The organism is Streptomyces sp. NPDC090127 (genome assembly GCF_044746945.1).
Taxonomy (GTDB): Bacteria; Actinomycetota; Actinomycetes; order Streptomycetales; family Streptomycetaceae; genus Streptomyces.
On record NZ_JBIVDE010000001.1, the window covers coordinates 234,412 to 250,364 of the forward strand.

Annotated in this window: 12 protein-coding genes; 5 read left to right on the forward strand and 7 right to left on the reverse strand. The window is 73.0% G+C overall.

Features of this window, described 5'->3' with window-relative positions; genetic code table 11:
- Positions 1 to 2 precede the first annotated feature (2 nt).
- Together ACIPPS_RS01020 and ACIPPS_RS01025 are read left to right on the forward strand one after the other, a co-directional pair.
- Entirely contained in the window at positions 3 to 1,004 is a 1,002-nt protein-coding gene (locus ACIPPS_RS01020; protein ID WP_401425268.1) for an aldo/keto reductase, read from the forward strand.
- 280 nt (positions 1,005 to 1,284) lie between these two features.
- Entirely contained in the window at positions 1,285 to 2,424 is a 1,140-nt protein-coding gene (locus ACIPPS_RS01025) for a PQQ-dependent sugar dehydrogenase (RefSeq protein WP_401425270.1), read from the forward strand.
- A gap of 21 nt (positions 2,425 to 2,445) precedes the next feature.
- Here ACIPPS_RS01025 and ACIPPS_RS01030 read toward each other — a convergent pair whose 3' ends face one another.
- The 5 genes from ACIPPS_RS01030 to ACIPPS_RS01050 all read right to left on the reverse strand — a co-directional run bounded on the left by ACIPPS_RS01030 (position 2,446) and on the right by ACIPPS_RS01050 (position 11,002).
- Positions 2,446 to 5,481 carry an AAA family ATPase gene (locus ACIPPS_RS01030; RefSeq protein ID WP_401427145.1) on the reverse strand — a complete coding sequence of 1,012 codons (3,036 nt, stop codon included), beginning with the start codon at positions 5,479 to 5,481 and terminating at the stop codon, positions 2,446 to 2,448.
- Between the two features lie 32 nt (positions 5,482 to 5,513).
- Positions 5,514 to 5,693: a hypothetical protein gene (locus ACIPPS_RS01035; protein ID WP_401425272.1), complete on the reverse strand. Its 180-nt coding sequence runs from the start codon at positions 5,691 to 5,693 to the stop codon at positions 5,514 to 5,516.
- A 161-nt stretch (positions 5,694 to 5,854) separates the two neighbouring features.
- On the reverse strand, positions 5,855 to 6,406 hold the full coding sequence (locus ACIPPS_RS01040) for a hypothetical protein (RefSeq protein WP_401425275.1): 552 nt from the start codon (positions 6,404 to 6,406) through the stop codon (positions 5,855 to 5,857).
- A 66-nt stretch (positions 6,407 to 6,472) separates the two neighbouring features.
- Positions 6,473 to 8,731 carry an MMPL family transporter gene (locus ACIPPS_RS01045; RefSeq protein ID WP_401425277.1) on the reverse strand — a complete coding sequence of 753 codons (2,259 nt, stop codon included), beginning with the start codon at positions 8,729 to 8,731 and terminating at the stop codon, positions 6,473 to 6,475.
- A 192-nt stretch (positions 8,732 to 8,923) separates the two neighbouring features.
- A complete protein-coding gene (locus tag ACIPPS_RS01050; protein WP_401425279.1) occupies positions 8,924 to 11,002 on the reverse strand; it encodes a phosphocholine-specific phospholipase C in 2,079 nt (692 codons plus the stop codon).
- Positions 11,003 to 11,293: 291 nt separating this feature from the next.
- Between ACIPPS_RS01050 and ACIPPS_RS01055 the strand changes: the two genes are divergently transcribed.
- The 3 genes from ACIPPS_RS01055 to ACIPPS_RS01065 all read left to right on the forward strand — a co-directional run bounded on the left by ACIPPS_RS01055 (position 11,294) and on the right by ACIPPS_RS01065 (position 14,171).
- Positions 11,294 to 12,388 (forward strand): polyprenyl synthetase family protein, encoded by a 1,095-nt coding sequence (locus tag ACIPPS_RS01055; protein WP_401425281.1) that lies wholly within the window; start codon positions 11,294 to 11,296, stop codon positions 12,386 to 12,388.
- A 143-nt stretch (positions 12,389 to 12,531) separates the two neighbouring features.
- Complete coding sequence (locus ACIPPS_RS01060; protein ID WP_401425283.1) at positions 12,532 to 13,395, forward strand: ABC transporter ATP-binding protein; 864 nt, start codon at positions 12,532 to 12,534, stop codon at positions 13,393 to 13,395.
- Complete coding sequence (locus tag ACIPPS_RS01065) at positions 13,392 to 14,171, forward strand: ABC transporter permease (protein WP_401425286.1); 780 nt, start codon at positions 13,392 to 13,394, stop codon at positions 14,169 to 14,171. The genes ACIPPS_RS01060 and ACIPPS_RS01065 overlap by 4 nt, the downstream gene beginning before the upstream one ends.
- Before the next feature lie 111 nt (positions 14,172 to 14,282).
- Here the strand turns inward: ACIPPS_RS01065 and ACIPPS_RS01070 are convergent, their stop codons facing one another.
- Positions 14,283 to 14,534, reverse strand: a complete 252-nt coding sequence (locus ACIPPS_RS01070) for a hypothetical protein (protein WP_401425288.1) — start codon at positions 14,532 to 14,534, stop codon at positions 14,283 to 14,285.
- 159 nt (positions 14,535 to 14,693) lie between these two features.
- A complete protein-coding gene (locus tag ACIPPS_RS01075) occupies positions 14,694 to 15,764 on the reverse strand; it encodes a hypothetical protein (RefSeq protein WP_401425290.1) in 1,071 nt (356 codons plus the stop codon).
- Between the last annotated feature and the right edge of the window lie 189 nt (positions 15,765 to 15,953).

Sequence of the window (15,953 nt, forward strand, 5' to 3'; positions counted from 1 at the left end):
AGGTGGAGCGCAGGACTATCGGGGCGGCGGCGCTCGACGTGGGCGCGGTCGGCCTGGGCTGTATGCCGATGAACTGGGCCTACAGCTGCTCACAGCAGCGCGGCGACCGGTCGCTGCGCACGGTGCACGCGGCGCTGGACGCCGGGGTGAGCCTGCTCGACACCGCCGACATGTACGGGCCGTTCACCAACGAGCTGCTGGTGGGGCGGGCCTTGAAGGGGCGCCGGGCGGAGGCGTTCGTCTCGACCAAGTGCGGTCTGCTGGTGGGCGATCAGCACGTGGTGGCCAACGGCCGTCCCGGGTATGTGCGCAGGGCCTGCGACGCGTCGCTGCGGCGGCTGCAGACGGACGTGATCGATCTCTACCAGCTGCACCGGGCCGATCCCGAGGTGCCGGTCGAGGAGACCTGGGGCGCGCTGGCCGACCTGGTGTCCGCGGGCAAGGTGCGGGCCCTCGGTTTCTGCGCGGTCGGGGCGCGGGCGGCCCGGCGCGGGACGGCGGTCGATGTGTTCGAGGGAACGATTCGGCAGCTGGAACGGATCCAGCAGGTGTTCCCGGTGAGCGCGGTGGAGGCCGAGCTGTCGGTCTGGTCGCCGGAGGCGCGGGCACGGCTGCTCCCGTGGTGCGAGGCGCGGGGCGTGGGGTTCCTGGCCGCGATGCCGCTGGGGAACGGGTTCCTGACCGGGACGCTGACGCCGGGTGGCGGTTTCGAGCCGGACGACCCGCGGGCCCGGCACCCCCGCTTCACCGCCGAGATGATGGCCGCGAACCAGCCGCTGGTGGCGGGGCTGCGGCGGGTGGCGGCGCGGCACGGGCAGGGCGTCACTCCGGCGCAGGTCGCGCTGGCGTGGGCGCTGGCGCAGGGGCCGCACGTGGTGCCGATCCCGGGCGCGAAGCGGGAGTGCTGGGCGGTGGAGAACGCGCGGGCGGCCGAGCTCGTGCTGACGGCCGCGGACCTGGCGGAGATCGCGGGGCTGCCGGGACCGCGCGGATCGTGGGACTGAGGGGCGGGCCGTAGGGCGGAGGCCGCAGGGCTGGAGGCGCGGGCCGCGGGGCGGAGACTGCGGGGCCGCGGCGATGAGAGGCGGGCCCGCGGGGCTGGAGGCGCGGGCCGCGGGGCTGGAGGCGCGGGCCGCGGGGCTGGAGGCGCGGGCCGCGGGGCCGCGGGACTGGAGGCCGCGGATCGGGGGGCTGCGGGCGCGGACGGGAACCTTCTCGGGCCCGGCGGTGTATCAAGGGTAGGGAGCGCCGCTTGAAGGGATCGGGACCGTGGGCCGAGCTTTCGTGGGAGCTGTGGGAGCCGCCGCCGTACTGGGGCTGCTGACCGGGTGTACGTCGGACGGGGGCGGGGGCGGGGCGTCACCGCCCTCCCCGTCCACCTCCGCCTCGGCGTCGGCGGAGGCGTCGGCGTCGGCGTCGGCGTCCGGGACGGGATCGGGGCCGCCGGGCGCGCCGGGCTCCGTGCGCGTCGCCGGGACGCTGACCGAGGACCTGGAGTCGCCGTGGGGCGTGGCCGCCCTGCCGGACGGTGACCTCCTCGTCGCCTCGCGCGACGAGCGCACGATCACCCGCGTCGACGCGCAGACCGGGCGGAAGACGCCGGTCGGCGAAGTGCCGGGGGTGGCCCCCGGCGGAGAGGGCGGGCTCCTGGGCCTCGCCGTGCGGGACGGCCAGGTCTACGCGTACCTGACGGCCGCGTCGGACAACCGCATCGTCCGCATGCCGTACGGAGGCGGGGCAGGGGACCGGCTCGGCGCGGCGCAGGTGGTCCTCTCGGGCATCCCGAAGGGGACCGTGCACAACGGCGGGCGGATCGCGTTCGGCCCGGACGGGATGCTCTACGCGGGGACGGGCGAGCGGGGCGAGACGGGGCTCGCGCAGGACCGCGGGTCGCTGGGCGGCAAGATCCTGCGGATGACGCCGGAGGGCCGGCCGGCGCCGGGCAATCCGTTCCCGGACTCGGTGGTCTATTCGTACGGGCACCGCAATGTGCAGGGCCTGGCCTGGGACGCGGACGGGCGGCTGTGGGCGGCCGAGTTCGGACAGAACACCTGGGACGAGCTGAACCGGATCGAGGCCGGGAAGAACTACGGCTGGCCGGCCGTGGAGGGCATCGCGAAGGAAGCCGGCTATGTGGACCCGGTGGCCCAGTGGCGGACGGACGAGGCCTCGCCGAGCGGCATCGCGTACGCGGAGGGCGCGATCTGGATGGCGGGGCTGAGGGGCGAGCGTCTGTGGCGGATCCCGGTGTCCGGAGCGGAACGCTCCGGGGATCCCGAGGCGTTCCTCGTGGAGGAGCACGGCCGGCTGCGCACGGTCCTGGCGGCGGGTGACGGCCGGCTCTGGCTGACGACGAGCGAGACCGACACCCGGGGCACGCCCGGACCCGGCGACGACAAGATCCTCCGGCTGGAGGTGCGGTAGGGGACGACGGGGCGGTGTCCCCTAAGGCGTCGGTTCCAGGAGGCGGAGGCGGTGGGTGAGGGCGGCGGCCTCGCCCCGGCCGGAGACGCCGAGCTTGGCCAGGATGTTGGAGACGTGGACGCTCGCCGTCTTCGGGGAGATGAAGAGCTCCTCGGCGATCTGGCGGTTGGTGCGCCCGGCGGCGACCAGGCGCAGGACGTCCTGTTCCCGGGGTGTCAGGCCGAAGGCGTCGTCGTCCGGCGCCGGTTCCGGGGCGCGGTCCGGGGGGTTGAGCGGGAGGCGGGCGCGGGCGGCCAGGAGCTCGACGTCCTCGCGCAGCGGGTGCGCGGCGAGGCGGACGGCGGTGGAGTGGGCCTCGCGGAGCAGTGCGGCGGCCTCGTCGCGCCGGCCGCCCTCGGCGAGCAGGGCGTCGGCGAGCCGGTGGCGGGCGAGGGCGAGGAGGTAGGGGCGGTCCAGGGGCTCGTAGGCGGCGACGGTCTCCGTCCAGCGGTCGACCCGGTGGCGGCCCTCGGCGCGGTCCAGCTCGGCGGAGGTGTGGCGGGAGTACGCCTCCCAGACGGGCGCCGGGGCCGCCAGGCCGCGCGCGCAGCGGCGGAGCAGGGCGAGGGTCTCGGCCCGGCCCTCCTCGGCGGCGGGCAGGCCGACCGCGTCGGCCTCGGCGGTGGCGGCGCTGAGGAGCAGCGGCCAGGCCTCGCGGTGGGTGCCGGGCGGGAAGCCGGTGTCGACGGCGGTGGCGAGCACGGTCCGTACGTCCTGGATCCGGCCTCCGGCGGCGGCGATGCTCAGTTCCACCTGTCGTCTCGGGACGACGTACTGCGGCATGGGGTCCGAGTCGCCCAGGTACTCACGGGCGACGTCCAGTTGGGCGGCGGCCGTGGTGAGCTCGCCCCGGGTGACGGCGAGTTGGGCGAGGCGGAGGGCCGCGGAGCCGCGCGGCTTGGAGCTGTTCCCGAAGCGCTCCAGCCACTCGCAGTTGCGCTGTGCCTCGTCCCAGAGCCCCAACGAGAGCTGGGACTCGGCCTGGTTGGCGCGGATCCAGCCCTGGCTGTCGAGCAGACCGTGGGTGCGGGCGAGGCGGAGGCCCTCCTCGGTGACGTCGACGGCCTCGCGGGAGCGGCCGAGGTTCTCCAGGACGTGGGAGAGGTTGACGTGGGCGCGGGAGCACTCGTGGAACAGGCCGAGGGCGCGGGTGCGGTCGCGGGTCTCGTACATGGTGGCGAGCCCGGCCTCGCGGTCGCCGGCGCTGACCTGGAGGGTGCCCAGGGTCAGGCGGGCGCCGAGTTCGATGGCCTCGTTCTTGACGAGCCGGGCGTACTCCACGGCCCGTTCGGCGGCGGCCAGGCTCTCGGGGCCGGGCCTGTGCAGCATGCCCCAGCCGGCGGCCACGACGAGGACGCGGGCGTGGACGGCGGACGGCGGGAGCCCCTTGACGAGTTCCTGGGCGGTGGCGATCTCGGCCCAGCCGTCGGAGCGGCCGAGGCCGGAGACGATGCGGGACCGCTCGCACCAGAACCAGGCGGCCCGCAGCGGGTCGCTCCCGCCGCCTTCCTCGGCGGAGTCGAGGAGCCGCAGCGCCATCTTGCCGATCTTCAGGGCGCGTTCGCGTGCGCCGGAGAAGCGGGCGGCGATCGCGGCCTCGGCGAGCAGGTCGAGATAGCTCAGCGGGGTGGTGGTGGGGTCGCAGCCGCACGCGGGGTAGGCCTCGACGTAGTCGATGGGCCGCAGCGAGTCGCGGACCGCGGTGGGGACCTCGTCCCACAGCTCCATGGCCCGCTCCAGCAGGCTCAGTTGCTCGGCGTGGGCGTAGCGCTTGCGCGTCTCGACGGAGGCGCGGAGCACGGCGGGCAGCGCCTTGGCGGGGTCGTGGGCGTGATACCAGTAGGTGGCGGTCCTGGTCACCCGTTCGTCGGCGCGGACCAGCGCGGGATCGGCCTCCAGGGCCTCGGCGTACCGCCGGTTGAGGCGGGAGCGCTCGCCGGGCAGCAGGTCGTCGCTGACGGCCTCGCGGACCAGGGAGTGCCGGAAGCGGTAGCCGTCGCCGTCGGGGACGGCGAGCAGGATGTTGGCGCCGACGGCGGCCCGGAGCGCCTCGATGAGGTCGTCCTCGGAGAGCCGGGCGACCGCAGCGAGCAGCGCGTACTCGACGGTGGAGCCGCCCTCGGCGACGATCCGGACGACCCGCTGGGCGTCCTCGGGCAGCGTCTCGACCCGGACGAGCAGCAGATCGCGCAGGGAGTCGCTGAGGGCGCCGGGGGCGCAGCCGGCCTCGTGGGAGACGACGAGCTCCTCGACGAAGAAGGCGTTGCCGTCGGAGCGGTCGAAGACCTCGTCGACGAGGCCGGCGTCCGGTTCGGCGGCGAGGATGCCGGTGAGCTGACGGCGTACCTCGGCGCGGGTGAAGCGGGCGAGTTCGATGCGGCGGATCGTCCGCAGCCGGTCGAGTTCGGCCAGCAGGGGGCGCATCGGGTGACGGCGGTGGATGTCGTCGGAGCGGTAGGTGGCGACGACGACGATGCTGCCCCGGCGCAGGGTGCGCAGCAGGTAGGTCAGGAGGTGCCGGGTGGACGCGTCGGCCCAGTGGAGGTCCTCCAGGACGAGCACGATCGTACGGTCGTGGGCGAGGCGCTCCAGGAGCCGTACGGTCAGCTCGAAGAGGCGGGCGGTGGAGTCCTCGTGGGACGGCTCGTGGCTGCCGACGTCGCCGAACTCCGGGAGGAGCCGGGCGAGTTCCCCCTCCTGGCCGGCCGCCGCCGCGGCCAGTTCGTCGGGGAGGCGGCGGCTCAGCGCGCGCAGGGCCGTGGAGAAGGGCGCGAACGGCAGCCCGTCCGCGCCGACCTCGACACAGCCGCCGACGGCGACGTACGCGCCCCGGTCGCAGGCCGCCGCCACGAACTCCTCGACGAGCCGCGTCTTGCCGACGCCGGCCTCGCCGCCGACGAGCAGCGCCTGGGGCTCGCCGGCGGTGGCGCGGGCGAGGGCGTCGGTCAGGGCGGCGATCTCACCGGCCCTGCCGACGAACACGGGACTGACTGACCTGGTCTCCACGGCGCCGAGCATCGCACAGCCGTCCGGTCCTGCGCCCGGAAGGGTCACGCGGCCCGGGCGAAGCGGCTGCGTACCGGCCCCACCCGCCCCTCCGTATCGTGATCGCCGGACCGGGCGGCCTCGGCGGCCCGCCGCGCCGTGACGGCCTGCCGGGTCAGGCGCTGGGCGGCGGCCTCACGGACGAGCTCGGCGTGGTGCAGGCGGTTCATCTCGTACGCGAACATGTCGTTCTCCCCTGGTGTCGGTATCGCTCCGTGCGATGCCTCCACTCTCGTGGGCCAGGGGGTACGACCACATCGGGCGAGTGCCGCATGTTCGGGGTACGGGGGTCCTTAGGGGGGCCGCGGCGGGGACCTAGGCGGACCCGGGGCTTCCCGCGGACGATCTAGGGTGCGGTCGGGAGGCTCAGGAAGAGGTCGAAGTACATCCCCGTCGACAGGAACACGCCGATCGCGCCCAGGACGGCACCGGCGACGGCCACGGCGCGGACCCAGGCCGGCCGCTGCGGGCGGACCAGGACGAGCACGGCGACGATCAGGGCGAGGAGTGCGAAGACGCCGTTGACGAGGGCGGTGGCGTGCCAGGCGTCGGCGTAGATCTCGTTGATCTGCTGGGCGGCCGTGCCGCCCTGGGCCTTGATCTGGCCGACGAGCGTCTCGCGCTCGCTGCTGACCTTGCCCACCCAGGTGCCGGTGAGGGCGGCGAGCCCGAGCCCGACGGAGACGACGGCGGCGGCACCCGCGCCGATCCCGTCCCCGGCGGCGACGGCCGGAACGTCCCCGGCCTCGTCCGGCTCGTCGGCGTCGTCGAGCTCGTCGTCCAGCTCGCCGTCCAGCTCCCTGTCCCGCGTCTCGTCCGACTCCTCGACCGGTTCCACGGTCTGCGCCGCGTCGGCCCGCTCGTCGGTCCCGTTGGTCTTCTCCGTCTTGATAGTCATGCGCCGCACGCTAGGTGCCGCGTATGAGAGGCGTCTTAAGACGGGGTATCCCACGGCCGGGACGCGTCAGGGCGTCTTCTCCTCCACGACCGTCACCGTGACGCGCTGAGCCGGTATGGCGGCCTCGGTCACGTCCACCGTCGTCGCCTCGTCGCGGGCGTCGGCGGCGGCCCTGCACTCGGGCGGTTCGATGCTGATGCGGGGCATACGGCGGTCGAGCCAGCGCGGCAGCCACCAGTTGGCGCCGCCGAGCAGGTGCATGAGGGCGGGGACGAGGAGGGTGCGCAGGACGAAGGCGTCCAGGGCGACGGCCGCCGCCAGGGCGATGCCGAACATCGCCACGACCCGGTCGCCGGAGAGCACGAAGGCGAGGAAGACGGAGATCATGATGACCGCCGCCGAGTTGATCACGCGGCTGGTCTCGGCGAGCCCGACCCGGACCGCCCGTCGGTTGTCGCCGGTCTCCAGCCACTCCTCGTACATCCGGCTGACCAGGAAGACCTGGTAGTCCATGGAGAGCCCGAAGAGCACGGACACCATGATCACCGGCAGGAAGGGTTCGATCGGTCCCGCGCTGCCGAGGCCGAGCAGCTCGCTCCCCCAGCCCCACTGGAAGATCGCGACGACGATGCCGAAGGCGGAGGCGACGGCGGCCACGTTCATCAGCGCGGCCTTCAGCGGGATGCCGATGGACCGGAAGGCGACCAGGAGCAGCAGACAGCCGAGGGCGACGACGACGCCGACGAAGAGCGGCAGCTTGCCCACGATGATCTCGGCGAAGTCGTCGTACGAGGCGGTGACCCCGCCGACGTGCACGTCGAGCGAGGTGCCCCGCTCGGCCGTGGGCAGCACGTCCGCGCGCAGCCGGTCGACCAGCTCGCTGGTGGCCTTGGACTGCGGTGAGGAGTCCGGTACGACGGTCAGGACGGCGGTGTCCCCCGCGCTGTTGTACGCGACCGGGGAGACCGACTCGACGCCCTTGGTGTTCGCCAGCGCGGTCGGCAGCTCGCCGAGCGCGACCCGGTCGTCGGCGCCGTCGATCTGGGCGACGAGGGTGAGCGGGCCGTTGACGCCGGGCCCGAAGCCGTCGGCGAGCAGGTCGTAGGCCTGCCGGGTGGTGGCGGTGGCCGGGCCGTTGCCCTGGTCGGAGGTGCCGAGGTGGAGCGCGAAGGTCGGTACCGCGAGGACGCCCATGACGATGGCGGCGACCAGGCCGAGCAGCTTGGGGTGGCGCTCCACGAAGGCGGACCAGCGGGCGGCGAAGCCGGTCGGCAGCTCGGGCTGCGGCCCGTGCTCGGCGAGCTGTCGGCGCTCGCGCCGCGACAGCGCCCGCATGCCGATGAGGGAGAGCAGCGCCGGGAGGAGGGTGACGGACGCGGCGACCGTGAGGACGACGGTCAGCGAGGCGGCGATGGCGACGCCGTTGAGGAAGCTGAGCCGCAGTATCAGCATGCCGAGCAGCGCGATACAGACGGTGGCGCCCGCGAAGAGGACGGCCCGGCCGGTGGTGGCGACGGCGATCCGCGCGGATTCGGGCACCGGGAGCCCGCGTTTGAGGCCCTTGCGGTGGCGGGTGACGATGAAGAGCGCGTAGTCGATGCCGACGCCGAGGCCGATGAGCATGCCGAGCATGGGGGCGAAGTCGGCGACGGTCATCACATGGCCGAGGAGCACGATCCCGGAGTACGCGATGCCGACGCTGACGAGCGCGGTGGCGATGGGGAGCGCGGAGGCGGCGAGCGAGCCGAAGGCCAGGAAGAGGACGAGGGCCGCCACCACGACGCCGACGGCCTCGGCGACATGGCCGCCGGAGGCCTCGGTGAGCGCGACGGCGCTGCCGCCCAGCTCGACCCGGACGTTCCCGTCGGCGGCGGAGCGGGCCGTGTCGACCAGGTCCTGCGCCTGGGACGCCGGGATGTCGTCGGCCTGCTCGTGGAAGGTGACGGCCGCGAAGGCGGTGTGCCCGTCGTCGCTGATCTGCGCCTGGCCGGCGGGCCCGGAGCCGTAGGGGGAGACGACGGAGGCGATGCCGGGCAGGTCGGCGACGTCCTGGAGCATCTCGGTCATGCGCGCTTCGACGCCGGCGGCCCGGACGCTGCCCCGGTCGGTGTGCCACACGATGGTGTTGCCGTCGCCGCCGGTGCCGGGGAAGCCCTGTTCGAGGAGGGTGGTGGCGCGGCCGGACTCGGTGCCGGGGGCCTCGTAGTCGTTGGAGTACGCGGAGCCCGCGAGCGACGCCCCGGCGGCGGCGCCGCCCAGCACGGTGAGCCAGAGCAGAACGGCGACGAGGCGGTGCTTGATGCACCACCGTGCGATGGCTGCCAAAGGACCTGCTCCCTGGTGATGGTTCGTGGATCTTTACCGGGAAACGGCCCGAAAAGAACGCATGACCTACAGGAATCAACTCTCGCAGCACAAAGAGATCAATAACCCCATTGGTGTCGATACTCACAGCGCCGCGCGGCAGCTCGGGACGTTGGACCCGGGCCCCACGCGGACGCCGCGGACGGTGGGTGATCAGCCGGAGACGCTCGCCCGCCCGTTCTCGATGTGTCCCATGAGCCGTCGGCGGAAGCCGCCCGGGGCGGTCACCTCGAGGTCGTACCAGCCGTGCGCGTCGGCGGCCGAGTGCACGAGGGTACGGCTCCGGCCGGGCTTCACCGTGACCGTGCGGGTCCAGTCGCGCAAGTCGTCCTCGTCGACGTAGCCGACCGGCCGGACGGTGAAGGTGACCCGCTGGGTGCCGGTGTTCCGGACCGTGAGATGCAGGTCGCGGTCGTGATGGTCGATGGAGGAGGCGAGGTCGGCGCCGCCCGCCGCCGGGCCCTCGAACTCGCGGCGGAAGCCGTTCGGGCCGGTGACCGTGAACCGGTAGTGATCACGCGTGAGGGGCACCGCCCACTGCGCCGCGCCCTTGACGTCCTGGTGCTGGGGGACGGCGAACTCACCGGCGTACGGGTAGAGCGCGAAGTGCGCGGAGCCCTTCCCGGAGTTCTTCAGGTCGACGGTGACCCGGCCCGCGCCGACCCGCGCCTGGGCGTCCGGCTGGTAAGGCAGCGGGCGGGCGGGGCGGGTGCCCGGCTCCTGGACCGGCATCTTCTGGACCGACGGGGGCTGCGGCCGCCAGCGGCCGGAGAACGGCGGGATCGGTCCTGGTTCCTCGACCGCCGGCTGCCGGTGGGCGCGCCGGAAGTCGAAGGCTGAGGTCAGATCACCGGTGACGGCGCGCCGCCACGGGGTGATGTTGGGCTCCTCGATGCCGGTGAGCCGCTCCAGGAAGCGGATCACCGAGGTGTGGTCGAAGGTCTCGGAGCAGACGTAGCCGCCGACCGACCAGGGCGAGACGACGAGCAGCGGGACCCGGATGCCGAGGCCGGTGGGCAGGCCCTGCCAGCGCTCGTCCGTGGTGCCGGCGGGCGGGACCGGCGGCGGCACGTGGTCGAAGAAGCCGTCGTTCTCGTCGTAGTTGATCAGCAGCACGGTGTGGCGCCAGACGTCCGGGTGCGAGCCGAGGGCGTCGAGCACCTTGTAGACGAGGGAGGCGGAGGCGATCGGCGAGGAGGAGCCGGGGTGCTCGGAGTCGACCGCGGACGGCACGAGGTAGGAGACCTCGGGCAGCGTCCCGGCGGCCACGTCGGCGCGGAAGGCGTCGGCGAGCTTCCCGGACTCGACGCGGCGCAGGCCCCGCTCGAAGAGCGAGCGCTCGGCCTTCGTGAGGGTGGCGACTCCGTCCTCCAGGGCGGCGAGCAGCCTGGCCCGCTCGGCGGCGTCCTCGGTGTCGCGGACGGCGGCGTAGAAGGACTCCATGAAGGTGTGGCCGCCGGTGGGGGCGAGGGCCTTGCGGGCGATCTTCTTGAAGGAGGTGAAGAACTCGATGTTGTTGTCGGTGAAGTTCTCCCACTCCGTGTACGTCTTCCAGCTCCGCCCGGCCGCTTCGAGGCGCTCGGCGTAGGTGGGCCAGGGGTAGCCGGGGTGGGTGCCCTCGGCGTACGCGGCGTTGGTGACGGCCCGGCTGCCGTCGGCCTCGTGCCCGGTCCAGCCGGACCAGAGGTGGTTGCGGTTGGGGCTCGTCGAGGTGTGGGTGGAGGAGTGGTAGGCGTCGCAGACGGTGAAGGTGTCGGCGAGCTCGTAGTGCAGGGGGATGTCCTGGCGGTCGTAGTACGCCATCGTCGCCGCGGTCTTGGCGGAGACCCAGCCGTCCATCCAGCCGTCGTGCCAGGCCTTGGCGCCACCGCTCCAGGAGTGGTCGAGGTCGCCGATGTACTGGAGGTCCTTCTTCTGGGTCTCGGCGGCGCCCCGGATCGGGAACGGCAGCACGGTCCGGCCGAGGGGGGCGGGCTGCTCGAAGACCGGCCTGCCGGAGGGCAGCTCGATCGCGTTGCGGTCGCCGAAGCCGCGGACACCGCGCAGCGTGCCGAAGTAGTGATCGAAGGAACGGTTCTCCTGCATGAGGATCACCACGTGCCGTACGGCCGACATGCCTCCGGCCGGCGGTCCCGCGGCGATCGCCTCCTGGAGCGACGGCGGGAGCAGCGAGCCCGCCGCGGCGGCGCCGAGCGCGCCTCCGCCCAGGGCGAGCACCTTGCGGCGGGACATCCGGGACTTCTCGGGGGACAAGACCGACCTCCAGTCGACGGCCCAATGGTTCGTCGTCGAGCCATTGGTGGTTCCCGGGGGACGGTAGTGAGGCCGGGTGACGCAGAGAAGACCTGACGCCGACGCGATGACGAACGTCCACGTACCGACCCCGAGGAGTCCCAGCGCGAGGCTCGGGCTGCGACGGGCGAAAATCCGCCGATCGGATCGACTCGATCACTACGGGTGATCTTCGCGTCGATTTGATCGCTGAGCGTGACAGACGCCAGTTCGCCTCGCTTAGCTGGTGCCATGCGATGCGAGCAGATGCACCTGGCCTCCGGCGGGCCGGCCGTGGTCGACACGGTGCCGCCGTCCCCGTCCGTCGAGTCCGTTCTCCGTGAGGCCCGTTCCCTCCTGGCTCCCGCCCTGCGGGACGCCATCGACGGCCTCCCGGGGCCGGAGGCCCGGATCGCGCGCTATCACCGGGGGTGGTGCGAGGCCGACGGGAGCGAGGTGCCGTCGTCCGGGGACGACGTGCGAGGCGGGAAGGCCGTACGGCCCGCGCTGGTGTTCCTGGCCGCCCGGGCGGTCGGCGGGCTGCCCGAGAGCGCCGTTCCGGGCGCCGTCGCCGTGGAGTTGGTCCACGACTTCTCCCTGCTGCACGACGACGTGATCGACGGCGACCCGTTGCGGCGCCACCGGCCGGCCGCCTGGACGGTGTACGGGGTCCCCTCGGCGGTGCTCGCCGGGGACGCCCTGCTCGTGCAGGCCCTGCGCGTTCTGGAGGCGGCGCCCGAGCCGCTCGCCGACGCGGCGGTGCGCGAGACGATGGCGATGCTCGCCGACCTGACGTTCGGGCAGAGCCAGGACGTGGCCTTCGAGAAGGTCGGCAGCGTCGGCGTGCGCCAGTACGTGGACATGGCGGCGGGCAAGACCGGCGCCTTGATGGGGTGCGCCTGCGCCCTGGGCGGGATTCTCGCGGGAGCCGACCGTGAACGCGTCGTCGGGCTGCGGGAGTTCGGCCGCTGCCTCGGGGTCGCCTTCCAGTGCGTGGACGACCTGCTGGGCATCTGGGGCGACAGCTCGCGCAGTGGCAAGCCGGTCGGAGCGGATCTGGCGGCACGGAAGAAGTCCCTGCCCGTCGTCGCCGCACTCGCCGACGAGCAGCACCCGGCGGGCCGGGGCCTCGCCGCCCTCTACGCGCAGCAGGCGCCGCTCAGCGAGGCGGAGATCACGCTCGCCGCCGACCTGGTCGAGGAGGCCGGCGGCCGGGAGGCGACCGAGCAGGAGGTGACGCGGCAGACGGCCGCCGCGATGCGGGCCCTGTCGCGCGCGCGGCCGACCGCCGAGGTCTACCGCCAGATGCACGAACTGGCCATGCTGCTGACGCGCCGCGACCGCTGAACGGCGTGACGGCGCCCGGGACACGGCCTCCTGACGGCACGGCAGAAGTACGCACCTCTGGGCGCATCGGGATTTTCCCAACAAAGGGCGATACCGGTACGTTCAGGCGAAGGTAGCGGCGCCGTGCGGACCGCCGGCGCTTCATGCGACATCACACGAGAGGGCGGGATGTGTCCGGGCCCCCAGCCGTCAGCGTGTACGGCCTGTACGTCACACGCGGCAAGCACACCCTGCTGCACGACATTTCGTTCACCGTGCCCCGAGGCGCCATCGTCGGCCTGCTGGGCCCCAGCGGCTGCGGGAAGACGACGCTGCTGCGCTCGGTGGTGGGCATCCAGCCGAGCTCGGGCGGGCACGTCCAGGTCCTGGGCTTCCCGGCCGGCTCACCCGCGCTGAGCTGCCGGGTCGGGTACGTGACCCAGGCGCCGTCGGTCTACCCGGACCTGACGGTCCTGGAGAACCTCCGGTACTTCTCCGCCGCGCTCGGGATGCGGGGCTGGCGGCGGGAGAACGCCGTGGTCCGGGTCGTGAAGGAGGTGGACCTCGCCGAGTACGCCGACAAGCCCGTCGCCCGCCTCTCCGGCGGCCAGTACTCCCGCGTCTCGCTGGCCGTGGCCCTGCTGGGCACGCCCGACCTGCTGGTCATGGACGAACCGACCGTGGGGCTCGACCCCCTGGTCCGCCGCGAACTGTGGGAAGCCTTCAAACGTCTCGCCGAGAACGGAACCACTTTGCTCGTCTCCAGCCACGTCATGGACGAGGCGGACCGCTGCGACCGGCTGCTGCTCATGCGCGGTGGCCGGCTGCTCGCCGCCGCGAAGCGCGAGGACCTGCTGAGGCACACCGGCTGCGTCGGTGTCGAAGAGGCCTTCATGCATCTGGTGACCACCGCCGCGCGGGCGGAGGCCGCCCCGCCCGCGCTCGTGGAGCGCATCCCCTCTCCCCTGATCAGCGACGTACAGCCCGACCCCGACCGCCCCTACTTCGCGACGGAGTCCCGCAGGTGAGCGCGGATCACCCCTCGGCGCCGCAGCTGCGGGGGCGCCCGCTGCCGTTCTCGCCGAGCATCACCGCCGCCACCGCCCAGCGCGTGCTCCAGCAGATCTCCCGCGACCGGGGCAGCGCCGCGCTCATGCTCGTCATCCCGTGCATGCTCATGGTGCTGCTCAAACTGATGTTCACGGACGCCGAGGAGTCCTTCGAACGCGTGGGGCCCCAGGTCTTCGGCATCTTCCCGGTCATCGTGATGTACCTGGTCGCCTCCGTGTCGACGCTGCGCGAACGGACCTCCGGGACCGCCGAACGGCTGCTGACGCTGCCGGTGCAGCGGCTCGACATCGTCTTCGGCTACAGCCTGGCCTTCGCGTTCCTCGCCCTGATCCAGGCGGTGCTCTCCACCCTCCTCGCCGTCGGCCCCCTGGGGCTCGACATCAAGGGGCCGGCCTACCTCCTGATGGTGATCGCCATGCTCGGCGCCCTGCTGGGGCTGGCGCTCGGCCTGCTCGTCAGCGCCTTCGCGCGCAACGAGTTCCAGGCGGTGCAGTTCCTCCCGGCGGGGGTCCTGCCCCAGTTCCTCGTGTGCGGACTCTTCGTACCGAGGGAGGAGATGCACGGCTCGCTCGACGCCCTGGCCCAGGTCATGCCGATGACGTACGCCGTCCAGGCGGCGACCGAGGCCGCCACGCACGAGGGCGTCACCGGCGTCTTCGTCCGCGACGCCGTCCTCATCCTGCTCTGCGTGGTGGGCGTCCTGGTCGCCAGCGCGGCGACGCTCAAGCGCTGAGAGGCGCACGCCCGGGGCGCGGGGCACGACGAACGACGGGTGGGGTACGGACCGAAGTCCGTACCCCACCCGTCGTTCGTCGCGAGGACCTCGTGCCGCCCCGGCGCGGGGTCAGAAGCCGCCGACGCCGCCACCGTTGGAGGTGTTCCAGCCGAAGCCCACGCTGCCCTGGCTCGGGATCGCGAACGGACCGAACTGGATCGGGCGGCCACCGCCGTGGCCGTGGCCGTAGTCGCCGTCGCCCACCGAGGCGGAGTGCGACGAGGGGGCGGACGGGGCGGCGTGGGCCGAGGCGGCGGCGCCTCCGGCGACGAGCGCGGAGGCGGCGACGGTCACGACCGCTGCGCGGCGCAGAATGGACATGAAATGACTCCGATGGAATGGAAGGGGGGTGGTCGATTCAATTCACCACCCTATCCACAGGACAGGGCGAAGAATCGATAAAGCCGGCCGAATTCCCCCCAAGGGGCCAGCGCAAATAACCTGATCGCCCCGTCGATAGGGGAATCTTTCATAGGCATTTCAGAGCAGATGGTCGTCCCACCACCAGGCGACGGAAGGCGCCTCGGAAAGGGGCCGGCCGCTGCCGTCGGCGGGGGCCGGCGCCCAGGCGAGCGGGGCCTCGTCCATGGGGTCCGGCACATGTCCGAGGCTCAGATAGCGCGGCACCCGAAGGCCCCACTCCGCGTTGCCGCGAATGCCGAAGCGCAGGCCCTGGAGGTAGCTGCTCAGCTCGACCCCGGCGCCCGGCCGCACCCGGTCGTGCAGCTGGAGGAACCGGGTCAGGACCCGGTCCCTGATACGGGTGGCGGCGTCCACGGCCTCCTGCAACGTCAGGTCCCGGTGGCGCATGAGCACCGTGTAGAGGTTCTGGTCGGCGTGGCCACGGGAGAGCTCCTTGCGCAGCGAGTGCCGGTCGTTGTCGAGGGCGGCCACCAGGATGGCCATCTCCGTCAGGGCGCGCACCGCCGGCCGGTTCAACTCCGCCTGCGGCACCTCAAGACCCGTCGCGAGCTCCAGCAGCGCGAACGTCGGCTCCCCGCCCGACGAGAGCAGCCGCATGGCCAGGTACTCGTCGAGGTCCGGCATACGGCCCGCCGCCTCGTTGCCGATCTGCCAGCACACCCCGGACAGCCACGCGCGGTGGGCCGCCGTGAACCGGCGCACCTGGGTGGGCGTGCCGAAGGACCGGAAGCGGCCGACGATGTCCTGCAACGGCGCGACGAACCGTTCGCCGCCGTCGGCCGCCGACGGCGCCTCCGCGGCCCGCTGCACGGCTCCGGCGAGCGCGTTGAACCGGTCGGGACGGCTGCTCAGCGGGCCGTTGTCGCAGCGGGCGTCGTCGAACGCGAATCCCCAGTACACCCAGAGCGACGTCGCGAGCAGCCGGTCGTCGTCGGCGACCGGCGCGAACCGGGCGAAGAAGTCGGTGCTGTGCGTCGCCACGACCCACGCCTCCTCCTCCCGCGAGGCGCACATGCCGCTGTCCCTGATCCACCGCACGGCCTGCGCGTCCACGGCGCGTACATGACGGTGGATCGCGGACTCCAGCGGACAGTAGAGATCGGGAAGAACGAGATCGGAAAGAGCCATGGGCACGGAGATCTCCTCGCAGTCGAATAGGGTTCGCCCCCTATGCTCTGCCGCCGCATCACGCAGCCATGATCCATCCACCCGTTTCCCTTACCGAAACCCTCGAACAAGGGAATAGCGGAATGCCGTTGACGGGAATACCGTCGGCGGAAACACCGTCGCACCGGGCGCGCGAACGACGCGAAAGGG

Bases quoted from the DNA above. Each gene is read 5' to 3' on its own strand.
- ACIPPS_RS01075 (WP_401425290.1), bottom strand. From the start codon at position 15,764: ATGGCTCTTTCCGATCTCGTTCTTCCCGATCTCTACTGTCCGCTGGAG.
- ACIPPS_RS01070 (WP_401425288.1), bottom strand. From the start codon at position 14,534: ATGTCCATTCTGCGCCGCGCAGCGGTCGTGACCGTCGCCGCCTCCGCG.
- ACIPPS_RS01030 (WP_401427145.1), bottom strand. From the start codon at position 5,481: ATGCTCGGCGCCGTGGAGACCAGGTCAGTCAGTCCCGTGTTCGTCGGC.
- ACIPPS_RS01055 (WP_401425281.1), top strand. From the start codon at position 11,294: ATGCGATGCGAGCAGATGCACCTGGCCTCCGGCGGGCCGGCCGTGGTC.
- ACIPPS_RS01050 (WP_401425279.1), bottom strand. From the start codon at position 11,002: ATGTCCCGCCGCAAGGTGCTCGCCCTGGGCGGAGGCGCGCTCGGCGCC.
- ACIPPS_RS01040 (WP_401425275.1), bottom strand. From the start codon at position 6,406: ATGACTATCAAGACGGAGAAGACCAACGGGACCGACGAGCGGGCCGAC.
- ACIPPS_RS01035 (WP_401425272.1), bottom strand. From the start codon at position 5,693: ATGTTCGCGTACGAGATGAACCGCCTGCACCACGCCGAGCTCGTCCGT.
- ACIPPS_RS01060 (WP_401425283.1), top strand. From the start codon at position 12,532: ATGCGACATCACACGAGAGGGCGGGATGTGTCCGGGCCCCCAGCCGTC.